Below are 13,834 nucleotides of genomic sequence, written 5' to 3'. Positions count from 1 at the left end.
CCTCAGACGTTATCGAAGTGAAGGGCCTCCGGGCCCTTTTCTTTTATGTGTTTTCTGAGTGCTTCAAAAAATGCCGGAAAATCTGCAAGCAATGTGTCGTAAACCGGCAATATTTCCTCAAGACTGTTTTCAAACCGGTGTTTAAACCGTATGCGGGATGCAGTGCGGTTCAGTGCCATGTTCACCCCGTCCAGTGAGTCATACACATCCAGCCAGCGATTGTTAATCATACTGCCGGTAACCTGCTGCATGCGTGGTGGCATTTGTCCGGTGCGCTGACCCAGCAGGTGGTATCTGTCACCGCAGAAGTCGTCAAACGGCTGCCGTGAAAATTGCTTCCAGTGGCAAATCAAAAAGTGATCGAATAACACGTCCAGGGTTATACCGGCAAACCGCCGCCTTTCAGGGCTGAATGTTTTCTTAATGTCCCGTACCCAGGGGTGACTGTCAGTAAATTTATCTACGGCCATGTGATTACGCAGGGCAATATAAACCGGAGCTGGCAGTGAGGTGGTATCCAGTCCTTTCTGAAAATCTCCCAGCAGGTTGCCAAAACAGGAGTCGGGTGTGGGACGGGCAAGAAAAAGGTGAGCGAGATAGTTCATCTGAGGCGTAGTGAATAACAGCCATTCCTGTTAAGGAATGGCTGCATAGTTGTCTCAGCGGTCGTATTTTGCTGCCTGGTCTTTAGCCGGCAGGCTGTCGCTGATAAATGTCCGGATGTCATCGTTAGCGGTTTTCAAATCTTCATAACGTAAATACATCATATGACCACTGCGATAACCTTTAAAGCGCAGACGGTCTTTCATTTTGCCGCTTGGGTCTAACTGAGTCATGGTGTATTTGGCATCAAAGTAATTGGTGGCGCCGTCGTAATAACCCGACTGAATCATCACGTTCAGGTACGGATTTGTTGCCATGGCCTGACGTAAATCTTTGCCGGTGTGATTGTTCTCACGATCCCAGGGATGCACAGGACCAAACATATTGTATTTGGTGTCAGTCACAAACTTCAGATCGTTGCGCAGATAGTCGTTAATCGCCGGTGTGAAAGAATGCAGCCAGGATGTCAGTTCAGCATTGTAGTCCGGCCCGTCACCCAGCTCTTTTTCATCAATACCCAGGTAACGGCTGTCCAGCCGGCCAATGGTTTTACCTTCATCACGGAGCAGTGCTTTCCAGAAATACCATGTGCTGACGTCCAGATTACTTTGTGCAACTTCCTGTGCGCTTAAACCGGAATACGCGGCAAATTGCTTAATAACCTGCTGCTTTTCGGATTCGTCGATCCATGCGCCTTTTGCCAGTGCCGGTAAAAGGGTATTCAGCGTCCAGGTTTCGACTTCCGGAAGAAACGCTTCAAGATCTTTGTTCTGGTATTCAGCCGCCAGTTTTTTGTGAAACCACGCTGCGGCAGCAAAATAGGGCAGGCGGTTAGCGGCTTCTACCGGTCCGTCGCGGTTAATGCCTAATTCTGTAGGAGAGACCAGAATCACGCCGTTCAGGTACATCCACTGCTGTTCCTGCAGCGCCAGCGCCAGTCCGGACACCCGGGTTGTACCATAGCTTTCGCCAATCAGGTATTTTGGTGAGCGCCAGCGGCTCTGACGGGAAACAAATGTATTGATCCACTCTGCCAGATATTTCACATCGGCATTAACGCCAAAGAATTGAGATTTTTGCTGCTCTTTTGACGGCATTTTGCCTTCAGCGTCAGGCAGTACGCGGCTGTATCCCGTATTCACCGGATTCACATAAACGATGTCCGCCACATCCAGAATGGAGTAGGGATTGGTCTTCACGCCGTAAGGTTGTAAGGGATAGCCCTCTTCGTCGATATTCAGCACTTTCGGGCCGGTATAGGCGATGTGCATCCACACGGAAGCGGAACCCGGACCACCGTTAAAACTGATCACCAGCGGGCGTGTGGCTGTATCTTTTACGTCATCCCTTTGATAATAAGTATATTGCAAAGTGGCGGTGGGGTTTCCCTTTTCATCCCACACCGGTTGCATACCGGCAGTGGCCGTATAACTGACTTTCTCGCCGCGGATGGTGGTTTTATGCTTGGTTACGGTGGCGGATTCAACCGGAATGCTGCGTTTGGTTTCAACCGTTTGTTCTGCGGCCAGTGCAGGGGGAATGGCCAGTGTTGCTGACACGCCGAGTACCAGTGCGGAGACGGAACGACGAAGTTTCATAGTATTTCCTCTGTCTTTTTGTTGTTAAACGGGCGCTGTAACCGCGCCCTTTGTATTATTGTGACTTCTGCTTTTATTGCTGTTTCAGGCGGTACAGTAAAATGGCTGCCCGCTTGGACTGAGAAGGCAGTGCTTCAAGGTTGCCGGTTTCATTCACAGTATGACCCGCAGAACCGCTCATGCCCAGTCCGTCAATGGCCATTTCAACGTATGCTGAAGTAAAAGATACATCGGCGGCGCCTGCATTCAGCGGGTTGACCGGTGCCACTTTACCCTGACCTAAATCTTCACTGACATTGCTGTAAATTTCCAGCAGGGCTTTGTTACCGTCTGTTGGTGCCAGAGCGGGATATCCCTCACCGAATTCAATGGTACTTTGGGTTTTTGGCAGGGATGCCGCGACGATTTCCCGCATTTTATCTTTCACACGGTTAACCTGGTCTTCCGAAATAGCACGGATATCCCCGGTGACAATGGTGGTTTCAGCCACTACGTTGTTCTTGCCAAAGGTGGTGCCGCTGTTTGCTTTGCGGTCGTGGGTGACGGCTGTTCCGCCCATGATACGGCCGGGATTATACGTCAGCAGTTCTTCGCTGCGCAGATCCGTATAGAAGGTGTTTAAAATTCGCGAAGCTTCATAAATAGAACCGGCACCCACGTTATCTTTAAAGATTTGAGAGGAATGAGAGGGAACGCCGGTAACAGTGAGTGTCCAGTCGATAGAGCCACGGCGTGAAATGTTTGCTGTGGCGGGGTTACCGTCACCATTTTCAAACCCGATTGCAATATCAGCCCATTTTGCACCGTCGGTCAGGGCCTTTTTCGACAATTCCAGCGGGCGGCCACTCAGTTCTTCATCACCGGTCATGACCACCAGAATATTCATGTTTTTCAGCTCACCGGCATCATGTAAGGCCCGCAAGGCTTGCAAAATAACCACATCACCGCCTTTCATATCAGCAATGCCGGGGCCCCGTGCCTGTGTGTCGCTGATTTTTTCGAAAGTCTGAAACGGGCTGTCCGGTTCGAATACCGTATCCAGATGTCCGATAAGCAGCATTTTGGGGCCCGTCCCGCCATTTAGTTCTGCAACCAGATGTCCGGCACGGCCAAATGCCGAACCGTCTTCAAAACGGGCATCAAAACCCAGTGCTTTGAATTCAGGAATAAGAACATCTGCCACTTTTTTCACACCGGCAAAATTCATCGTGCCGCTGTTAATATTGACGATATCTTCAAGCAACTTCAGGGCTGCGGGATTAGTTTTATCGATGTAGTCAGCGAGTTGCTGCTCTTTATCTGAAAGTGCTGCCATGGACTGGGTTGCAAATAAAGACAGACCGAGCAAAATAGCGTGTTTCTTAAAGCCCTTTTTCATAGTTCCCTTCTTTTCTTGTTGTGTGTGCAGATGCGCTGTGGCGACCTGGTTGTGCGCCACAGTGTAATCTGCCTAAGCTACCCAACAGAGGAACAGAAATGCAAAGCTTTAACGACTAACTTGCGAAAGTCTCCGGTGAAGCTAATTGTCCATTGCAGCTAATGGGTAAAGTGATATTTCGCTGAAAGTCGCAGATAGCAGGGTAGCGTGTATTTAAATTTTTATTGAACTGTGTAATCTGGAACTCCGTAGCAGTGTAAACAGGTAAACATTCAGGTGACCGTTTACCCGGCCAGGTTCACTCAGTTTTGGATGAAATCATCTACCCCCTCAGGATCGCAATGGATAGCATTAAGCTCGTAAAGAACACCAGGGAAGAAACCGCTGTTATTGAGGCGCATATTCGTGAAGTCGCAGGCAATACCGGTGAGCTTAAAATACTGGAAGCCGGCTGCGGGCAAAAATGGCCTCTTAAGCTGGAAGGGATCCCCCGTCATATCACCGGCGTTGATATTGATGAGGCTGCACTGGCTCTGAGGCAGCAAATTCACGGCGATTTGCAGAATATCATCACCGGCGATTTGCGCGCCTTGTCTTTACCTGCAGCACATTTCGACGTTATTTATACTTCTTACGTGCTCGAACATATCGAGAATATCGATAAAGTACTGGAGAACTTCGCCTTGTGGCTGAAACCGGGAGGCGTTGTCGTGATTAAAGTGCCGGACCGTGACACGGTTTACGGTTTTCTTGCCCGCCATACGCCGCACTGGCTCCATGTTGCCTATTACAGATATATAAAAGGTAAAAAGCATGCCGGTAAGCCCGGTCACATCCCTTATCCTATTGTTTACGATCCTCAGTTGTCCCGCTCCGGTATCAAGGCTTTTTGCGCAAAGCACCAGCTCACGCTATGCAAAGAAATGGGGAAGAATAATTACCTGCGAAAGCGGGCCAAAAAAGATAAGATTGTTCGTGTAGTGGCACAAATGATCAGTAAACTGTCAGGCAATAAGCTGGCCTGGCATTACAACGACATTATTTTTATCATTCAAAAACCAGTCAGTTAGTGCCATTATCCGGCTAACTGTTATGCGTGTTCTCAAGGGACACGCATGATGCCTTTTATCCATCATAATCTTACTCAGGAGCACGTCATGGCTGTTCATGAAATCAAGCACCCGTTAATCCAGCATAAAATCGGTCTGATGAGAGAAGCGTCGGTCTCGAGTAAAGATTTTCGTGAATTAGCCAGTGAAGTAGGCAATCTGCTGACTTACGAGGCCACACGTGACTTGCCCACAGAAACAGCACAAATTGAAGGGTGGACCGGTGAGAAACTCAATGTTGAACAGATCAAAGGAAAGAAAATCACTATTGTCCCTATTCTGCGCGCTGGTCTGGGTATGCTGGACGGGGTATTACAGTTAATCCCGAATGCCCGTATCAGCGTGGTGGGGTTATACCGGGACGAGGAAACCCTCGAGCCGGTACCTTATTTCGACAAAGTCGTAAAAGATATTGATGCCAGGACCGCGCTGATTGTCGACCCCATGCTGGCCACCGGGGGCACGCTCATCGCGACTATCGATTTGCTGAAACAGAAAGGGTGTGAGCACATCATGGGGTTATTTCTGGTTGCTGCTCCAGAAGGGATTGAAGCTGTACAGAAAGTGCACCCGGATGTTGATATTTATACGGCATCCATAGATGAGCGGCTGAATGAGAAGGGTTACATCCTGCCCGGGTTGGGGGATGCCGGCGATAAAATTTTCGGCACGCGATAACAAATTGCTGAAAAGGACTTGCCGGAGCTGATTTCTCTTTTTTCTACGAATTCCAAAATGGTGCAAAAGAGTCATTTATTTGAATAACTATGCACAGTGCGGATGCTTTATTTACCTTCCAGTACCACGTTACTGACACAATTTGACGGGTTATACGATCAAAGGTGTCAGTATTTCCTCCTTTTAATTCTGTATTTCAACGCAGCATTAACGCCAAGGTTGTTAATTTTATCCCTATATTTAATGTTTATTGAGATATGCATCCTAATATCGGCCAGATGTTACACTGTATCAGTATATCTTTGACTCCTGTGCAATTTCATTAACGGTGCATCAAATGAGTGCGAATTATTCTTTAGTATAAAGTAAGCTAATTTGCACATAAGAATTTTTTATTTATTTTTATGTGCATAAACATTTTTAATTTCTGCATAAGTGACAATATTTATAAATCTTATATGTTGATCGTTTGTAAATAAGTCTTTCTTATGTTCGTAACGCGCTGAATTTACGAATATAAATCTTTATTCCCTTGTTAAAAATTCCATGCGAATAATTATTCTCTGATAAAAATTACTTAAATCAATGTTTTAGGTACGGCATGTGCAATACCTCTCCTGCAACAAGCACATTTACTGAGTAAAGCTGAAAAATAAACCGCGCCAGTTCTGTAGTCGGACGCACCTCAAATAATCAGCAGTTGAAAGCAAGCACAGCTTAAACAGGAGATACACATATGAAGGTGAACACCCCATTCCCCACCCGAAAACTCTATCTGGCGGTAGCGATTGCGAGCAGTTTGTCATCCCAGGCCTTCGCACAGGAAAGCGAAACGTCTGTACCGGCAGCAGAAGAACAAAAAGTTGAGTCCATTCAGGTGACCGGTTCACGGGTTTCCCGTGACGGTTACGATACCCCTACACCGGTTGCATCAATGTCTGAAGAAGATATTAATACCTTCGCACCAAACAGTGTGGCTGACTTTGTCAACACCATGCCGTCGGTATCAGGCAGTTCCACAGCCTCAACCAGTTCCGGTTCACTGAGTAACGGTGCTTCCGGTATTGCCGCATTAAACCTGCGGGCACTGGGAACAGGCCGTACACTGGTATTATTTGATGGTCAGCGTTCTGTGGTATCAGCCTCAACCGGTCAGGTTGATACGAACACATTCCCTCAATCGCTGATCAAGCGCGTTGAAATCGTTACCGGCGGTGCCTCTTCTGTTTACGGCTCTGATGCCATCTCCGGGGTGGTGAACTTCATTCTTGATAAAGAGTACACCGGTTTTAAATCGCAGGTGGAATACGGCGAAACGACTTACGGCGACCGTGAAAACAGCAAAATCGTACTGACTTACGGTTCTGAACTGGGCAACGGCGATGGCCACCTGTTACTCAGTGGTGAGGTCTTCCGTGCTAACGGAATTCACTATACCACCCGCGACTATGCCGAGCAGGGCAACGTGGCGATGATCAATCCGGACACGTCTGAAGGCGCGCCGTATTTCTATACCGGCAGCGGCATCGGTATTTCTAACTACACCCCGGGCGGTTTAATTGCGTCAGGCCCGCTGGCCGGCACCTACTTCGGTGTTGACGGTGCGGTAGGTCAACTGGCAACCGGCGCAACATCCGGACAATGGATGCAGGGCGGCGACTGGGAATACACCACGTCGGGTATGCTCGGCACAAACTCTCTGGCAGCAGACCTCGACAGGAAAAACCTGTTTGGACGGTTAAGCTGGATGTTCGGTGAAACCGAAGTGTTCCTGCAAGGTTCTTACGCCGAGTATGAAGGCTTAAGTTACTACATTAATCCCACCACGAAAGGTGTGACCATTTACGCGGACAATGCGTATCTGCCTGAGTCTGTGGCTACCCAAATGGCTACCCTGGGACTGGATAGTTTCTCTTTGAATACCAGTAACGTGGATATGCCGGCATCAGGTTCGAATAACAAACGTGATACCACCCGTATTGTTGGCGGGGCAAAAGGTGAATTTGCACTGTCTGACAAGTACTTCCTGTGGGATGTGTATTACCAGCACGGTAAAACTAATACCGACGAACATATGACACCGACCTACAATACCTCCCGTTTATCTCTGGCGACAGATGCTGTGGTTGACCCGGATACCGGTAATATTGTGTGTCGTTCTACGCTGACTGATCCTACAAATGGCTGTGTACCGCTGAACCGGATGGGTGTTGGCGTTGCAAGCGAAGAAGCACTGGCTTATGTACTGGGCCAGCCGCGTCGTAAACAGGAGTTTATCCAGGACGTTGCGGCAATTAATTTCAGTACATCCGATATCGACGGTTGGGCGGGCCCCATTTCTCTGGCTTTCGGTGTTGAGTACCGTAAAGAAGAAATGGATGGCTCGGTCGATGAGGAATATTCATCAGGCTGGAAGTACGGTAACTATAAAGTGACCGAAGGTTCTTACAATGTAAAAGAAGCCTACCTGGAAGCCCTGGTGCCGGTTATTGAAGATTTAGATTTTAACGGCGCTGTACGTTATACCGATTACAGTACCTCCGGCGGTGTGACCACCTGGAAAACCGGTTTCACATGGTCGCCAATTGACGATGCGACTTTCCGCATCACCAAGTCTAAAGATATTCGTGCACCAAATTTGTCTGAGCTTTATGCCGCAGGTACGGCACGTTCTAACTCGGTCACCATCAACGGCGCGTCTGTGCCTATGGTACAGAACCTTCAGGGTAACCCTAATGTGTCTCCGGAAGAAGCGGATTCATTTGGCTTAGGTGTGGTGTTACGCCCAAGTTTCCTGGAAGGTTTCTCTGCAACCATTGATTACTACGAAGTGGAAGTTGACGGTGTTATCGGTTATGTCACAGCAGATACTACCGCTGAATACTGTGTAGAGTACAGTGTTCAGAAGTACTGTGACAACATGATTTATGATGAGTCAGGTACGCTGCAAACCATTAACCTGCTGTACGACAACCTGAACTCCATGTCTGCGAAAGGTGTGGACTACGATGTGACTTACCGTTTTGCTCTGGGCGATCTGTACAGTGGTATTCCCGGTGACGTAAAACTGCGCTTCCTGGCCACCAATTATCTTGAAGCCATCACCGATGACGGTACTACCGCCATTGACCAAGCTGGCTCAAACGCAGGCTCAACGCCGGACTGGAAGTTTCGTGCTTCTGTCACTTACGACCTGGACGATATGCGTTTTGACTTAACTGCCCGTGGCATCAGTGAAGGCACGTTAAGCAACGCATACATTGAGTGTTCAACAGATTGTCCGGTAAGCAGCGCGCCTTACTACACCATTAACGACAATACCGTAGCCAGCAAAGTGTTCTTCGATGCCTACGCATCAAAAACATTCAGCTTTGACAACACCGGTGACTTTGAACTGTATCTGCAAATTAAGAATCTGTTCAATACCGATCCTGCGGTTGTTACTTATCCGGCTTATCAGGGGTCTGAGAACCGTCCGGGCTATCTGGCAACAAACCGTTCTTTATATGACGTACTTGGCCGCGAATTCAAAATTGGCTTCCGTGTAAACATGTAATTAATGCCCGCAATGAAAAAGGAAAACAGAATGTTTAAAAGAAGCATGACAAGTGCGCTAATCGGACTTTCTCTGGCGGGATTGTCGCTGGCAGCAGATGCTGCCACCGGCATGTCTCAGAATGAGCGCATGGATGCGAAAAAAGCGTTAATTAAAGCCATTGACGGTAAAGCCAAACAGGCGCAAATCATGAACGATATGATTTTCAGCTTTGGTGAGCTTGGCTTTCAGGAATTCCAGACCTCGAAGTATTTAACCGACCTGCTGAAGGAAAATGGATTTACCGTTGAACAGGGGATTTCCGGCATCCCTACCGCCTGGATGGCAACCTGGGGTGAAGGTGAGCCGGTCATTGCACTGGGATCAGACATTGACGGTATTCCTAAAGCGTCGCAGAAACCCGGTGTGGCTTACCATGATCCCATTATCGAAGGTGCACCGGGCCACGGTGAAGGACATAACTCAGGTCAGGTGGTAAATATTATTGCCATTCTGGCAGTGAAAGAGTTCATGGAAGAACATGGCCTGAAGGGCACTATTAAAGTGTGGCCGGGCGTAGCGGAAGAGCAGTTGGGTACTAAAGCCTATTATGTTCGTGACGGCTACTTTAAAGATGTCGACGCCGTATTGTTCTCACACGTATCTAACGGTTTTGGCACAAGCTGGGGAGGCGGCCGCGGTAATGGCCTGATTTCTGTTCAGTACAACTTCTACGGTGAATCCGCTCACAGTGCCGGTTCACCCTGGCGTGGCCGCAGTGCGCTGGATGCTGTGGAGTTAATGGAAGTGGGTATGAGCTATCGCCGTGAGCACTTACGTCTGTCACAGCGTACGCACTCTATCGTGGTTGACGGCGGCGACCAGCCAAACGTTGTACCACCAAAAGCGAGCCGCTGGTATTTCTTCCGTGAAACCGACTATCCGCATATTAAATCCCTGTGGGAAATCGGTGACAAAATGGCAGAAGGGGCGTCATTGATGTCAAACACTACCTGGGACTCTGTTGTTCTGGGTTCTGCCTGGCCGCAGCACATGAATAAAGCCATTGCTGAAGACGCTTATGAGAATATCAAACTGGTAGGTATGCCAGAGTGGTCGGCTGATGATATTGCGCTGGCCAAAGCGTTGCAAAAAGAGATTGGTGTGGAGCCGGAAGGACTGAATACCGAAATTAATGAGCTCACTGATCCACCTGATCTCAAGAAAAACATGGGAGGCGGCTCAGATGATATCGGTGATATCTCCTGGCAAGTGCCCACCATCACACTGCGCTACCCGGCAAACATTCCTAACTTGCCTGGTCACAACTGGTCTAACGCTGTAGCGATGGCAACGCCAATTGCTCATAAAGGGGTAGTTGCAGGCGCGAAAGCTCAGGCGCTGACCCTATTTGACCTGCTTACCGATGAATCGCTGATGGATGCTGCCCGTGATTACTACGAGAACGTGCAGACCAAAGATGCCTCTTACACGCCGTTGTTGCGCGAACAGGATCAACCGGCCGTGCACCTGAACAAAGGTATTATGGCGGAGTTTAAAGGCGATATGTCTGAGTTTTATTACGACCCTGAAAAGTACGACACGTACCTTGAACAGCTGGGTATTTCTTATCCCACTGTACGCGAGTAACTGTCATAACGAATGCAGGCGGTATTGCCGCCTGCCAGATTTATTCAGGAGTGTTTATGAAACGTTTTTACCGTAATGCGCTGACAGCGGCACTGATATCTGCAGGCATGATGATGACCGCCTCTGCCACCACGCTGACAGAAGCGCAGCGGGATGCTGCGAAAACAGAACTGGTGAGTGCTGTTGATAAACAGGCCAAGCTGGCGCAGGTCATGAACGATATGATTTTCAGCTTTGGCGAGCTGGGTTTTCAGGAAACGGAAACTTCGGCGTATCTGACTAAATTTCTGACAGAGCAGGGTTTTGACGTAGAGCAGGGCATTTCCGGTATTCCTACTGCCTGGTATGCCAAATGGGGTTCAGGTAAACCGGTGATAGCGCTGGGCACCGATCTTGACGGTATACCTAAAGCTTCACAGAAGCCCGGTGTGGCTTATCACGATCCCATTGTAGAAGGTGCACCCGGTCACGGTGAAGGTCATAACTCCGGTCAGGTTGTGAATATTATCGCCGCGCTGGCGATGAAAGATTACATGATCAAAAACAACATTGAAGGCACCATCGTACTCTGGCCGGGCGTTGCTGAAGAGCAACTGGCTACCAAAGCGTACTATGTTCGCGACGGCTATTTTGATGATGTGGATGCTGTGTTGTATTCCCATGTGGGCAGCGGCTTCGGTACTTTCTACGGTAATCCGTTTTTTTCCGGGCTGGTGTCAGTTAAATATAATTTTTACGGTGAATCTGCTCACAGTGCGGGTTCACCCTGGCGCGGACGCAGTGCGCTGGATGCGGTTGAGCTGATGAGCGTTGGCATGAACTACCGCCGCGAGCACTTGCGGATTGCGCAGCGCACGCACTCGGTGATTGTGGACGGTGGTGACCAGCCGAATGTTGTGCCACCCAAAGCAACCGCCTGGTATTACTTCCGTGAAATGGACTACCCCCATATTAAAGCGCTGTGGGAAGTCGGTGATAAAATGGCGGAAGGTGCAGCACTGATGACCAACACCAGTTGGGACTCGGTGGTAATGGGCACCGCATGGCCGGGCCATTTCAACAAACCCCTGGCGCTGGCAGCCTATGAGAATATCAAGAAAATAGGCATGCCTGAATGGTCGGAAGATGATCAGACGTTAGCGAAAGCGCTGCAAAAAGAAATTGGTTCAGAGGTTACCGGCCTGCCGGAAAAAGTGATGCCTATTTTTGAGCCGCCTCCGCTGGAAAAACTAACTGGCGGTGGTTCTGATGATGTGGGCGATATCGCCTGGACTGTGCCGACAATCTTTATGTTGTATCCGTCGAACATTCCAAATCTGCCTGGCCACAACTGGGCGAATGCGGTATCGATGGCAACGCCTATTGCCCATAAAGGCATTATTGCCGGCGCGAAAGCACATGCTATGACGATGGTCGATTTATTCACTGATCCGGCACTGTTGCCGCAGATGCAGGACTATTTCGATAACGTGCAGACCAAAGACGTGAAGTATCAGTCTTTACTCCGTGACGGCGATGAGCCGCAAATTAATCTCAACGAAAACATCATGAAGCAGTATCGCGGTGAAATGCGTAAGTTCTACTACGATCCTGAAAAGTACGACACCTATCTGGAACAGCTGGGCGTGTCGTATCCCATGGTGCGGGACGAGTAAATAAGAAGGAAATGCAGTGATGTCTGACAAGAACCGGACCGGATGCCCTCATTGCTTTGCCTTTGAAAAAGAGGCAAGGGTAGTCAGGTTTCTTGTCGGATTGATCCTGCTGATGATTTTTTTAACTTTTCCGCTGCCGCCGGCAATTGCGGCAGGATAAACAAAGCGATGCAGCGGAAAGATAACCGGGTCCACCACTTTAGTTAAAGCGGTAAGACGGCCCCCGCAGCGGGGCATTTCATGTGTACGTGCTCTGTTGAGCGTTTCGGGCAACCATCTGGTTGCCCTTTTTTTACTTTTTTTGTCACAAAATACCCTCCCGCGGTTTCTTTGTACTGAACATGTCAGATATATCCTGACCATGACAGTTAACAGGGAATAATTATGCAAGAAGATAAAATGGCTGCAGACACTTTCACGACGCCCCGCAAGCCGGTAAGGTTAATCAGTTTCGTTTCACACGGTGCGGGAGGATCATTATGAGTTCACAGATTATTGAGAAGGATGTCCGTTTAGCCATGACTGGTGATACATCCGCATTTACCCGTTTGATTGAAGCGACACGAAATACCATCAGCAGTATTGCACTGGCAGTGGTGAAAGATCTTGATGCCAGTGAAGAAGTCACCCAGCAGGTGTATATTCAATGCTGGCAAAAATTGGACACATTAAAAAATCCTGCCAGTTTTCTGCCCTGGGTACGTCAGGTTACCCGCTATACCGCTTTCAACTATTTACGGGACAACAAGGTTTCATCACGGGTTGACAGTGACGAAGCTGACAAGTTGTTCGAACAATTCTGTAACGACAGTGATGAACCGGTTCAGGCGTTTAGCCGTGATCAACAGGCTTTAGTATTAAGCAAAGTGGTAGATGAGTTGCCGGAAGAGGCCCGTGAGGTGGTTTTGTTGTATTACCGGGAAGAGCAATCTGGTGCTCAGGTTGCCCGCTTGCTGAATATTTCTGATGATGCCGTACGGCAGCAGCTTTACCGTGCCCGTTTATCTCTGCGTGAAAAACTGATGGAAAAGTACGGATCGCTGATCCTTTCAACTGCGCCGGCTCTGACAATCAGCAGCGCTGTATTATTTGGTGCCGGGTTCAGCACACCGGCACATGCAGCAACCGGTTCTGTCGCTAAAGGCGGGTTCTGGGGGGCTGTGAAATGGCTGTTCAGTGGTGCCATGATGGCCGCAGCCGCCGGCGCATTAACCGTATACATGAGCGCCAGTATTCCCCTGCGTTATATGCAGCATGAAGAGCGTAAAGCCGCTCTGAAAAAAGAGCGGAACAGAACCGTTACAGCGACGCTGATTGCCGGTGCCCTGTGGACAGCGGCCTATGAGTTTACAACGGGGTGGGCGGGGCCGGTTCTGATGTACCAGGTGATGATGGGCATCATCATTGTACAAACCATCAAGATGCAAAATATGATTCTGGCCGATCAACAATCTGCCGGGCAGGCAAGGCAAAGATCAGTCGGGGTATTTTGCGGACGGTTCGGACTCTATGCAGGATTACTGATGGGCAATGCTGCTATGTTCTACGGGTTGTATGAGAGCGGGAGACTCATTTAAGTCTCCTCAGCCAGACAGCTCTGTCAGCTCAGCGACTTTGATGTACCTGTT

At 49.0% G+C, this 13,834-nt stretch carries 10 protein-coding genes; 7 read left to right on the top strand and 3 right to left on the bottom strand.

Going from position 1 to position 13,834, the window contains the following annotated elements:
* Positions 1-2: 2 nt before the first annotated feature.
* The 3 genes from ACXAGC_RS04430 to ACXAGC_RS04420 all read right to left on the bottom strand — a co-directional run bounded on the left by ACXAGC_RS04430 (position 3) and on the right by ACXAGC_RS04420 (position 3,579).
* Complete coding sequence (locus tag ACXAGC_RS04430) at positions 3-605, bottom strand: acyl carrier protein phosphodiesterase (RefSeq protein WP_474842744.1); 603 nt, start codon at positions 603-605, stop codon at positions 3-5.
* Between the two features lie 54 nt (positions 606-659).
* Positions 660-2,201 carry a S10 family peptidase gene (locus ACXAGC_RS04425; RefSeq protein ID WP_474842742.1) on the bottom strand — a complete coding sequence of 514 codons (1,542 nt, stop codon included), beginning with the start codon at positions 2,199-2,201 and terminating at the stop codon, positions 660-662.
* A 73-nt stretch (positions 2,202-2,274) separates the two neighbouring features.
* Entirely contained in the window at positions 2,275-3,579 is a 1,305-nt protein-coding gene (locus ACXAGC_RS04420; protein WP_119502087.1) for a M20/M25/M40 family metallo-hydrolase, read from the bottom strand.
* A gap of 341 nt (positions 3,580-3,920) precedes the next feature.
* Here ACXAGC_RS04420 and ACXAGC_RS04415 point away from each other — a divergent pair, with 341 nt between their 5' ends.
* The 7 genes from ACXAGC_RS04415 (at position 3,921) to ACXAGC_RS04385 (ending at position 13,783) form a co-directional block, all read left to right on the top strand.
* On the top strand, positions 3,921-4,649 hold the full coding sequence (locus ACXAGC_RS04415; protein ID WP_474842739.1) for a class I SAM-dependent methyltransferase: 729 nt from the start codon (positions 3,921-3,923) through the stop codon (positions 4,647-4,649).
* An 87-nt stretch (positions 4,650-4,736) separates the two neighbouring features.
* The gene (gene upp / locus ACXAGC_RS04410) at positions 4,737-5,366 is read left to right on the top strand and encodes a uracil phosphoribosyltransferase (RefSeq protein WP_474842737.1); all 630 of its coding nucleotides are present in this window, start codon (positions 4,737-4,739) and stop codon (positions 5,364-5,366) included.
* 736 nt (positions 5,367-6,102) lie between these two features.
* Positions 6,103-8,922 carry a TonB-dependent receptor plug domain-containing protein gene (locus ACXAGC_RS04405; RefSeq protein WP_474842734.1) on the top strand — a complete coding sequence of 940 codons (2,820 nt, stop codon included), beginning with the start codon at positions 6,103-6,105 and terminating at the stop codon, positions 8,920-8,922.
* Positions 8,923-8,952: 30 nt separating this feature from the next.
* Entirely contained in the window at positions 8,953-10,551 is a 1,599-nt protein-coding gene (locus ACXAGC_RS04400; protein ID WP_474842732.1) for a M20/M25/M40 family metallo-hydrolase, read from the top strand.
* Between the two features lie 56 nt (positions 10,552-10,607).
* Entirely contained in the window at positions 10,608-12,206 is a 1,599-nt protein-coding gene (locus tag ACXAGC_RS04395) for a peptidase dimerization domain-containing protein (protein WP_474842730.1), read from the top strand.
* Between the two features lie 19 nt (positions 12,207-12,225).
* Positions 12,226-12,366 (top strand): hypothetical protein, encoded by a 141-nt coding sequence (locus ACXAGC_RS04390; RefSeq protein ID WP_474842728.1) that lies wholly within the window; start codon positions 12,226-12,228, stop codon positions 12,364-12,366.
* A 319-nt stretch (positions 12,367-12,685) separates the two neighbouring features.
* Positions 12,686-13,783 carry an RNA polymerase sigma factor gene (locus ACXAGC_RS04385; RefSeq protein WP_474842726.1) on the top strand — a complete coding sequence of 366 codons (1,098 nt, stop codon included), beginning with the start codon at positions 12,686-12,688 and terminating at the stop codon, positions 13,781-13,783.
* The last annotated feature ends 51 nt before the right edge of the window (positions 13,784-13,834 follow it).

Source organism: Alteromonas sp. AWJ4_197 (genome assembly GCF_056160285.1).
The sequence above is the reverse complement of the archived record's forward strand: the minus strand, read 5'-3'. Positions and strand labels throughout refer to the sequence as shown.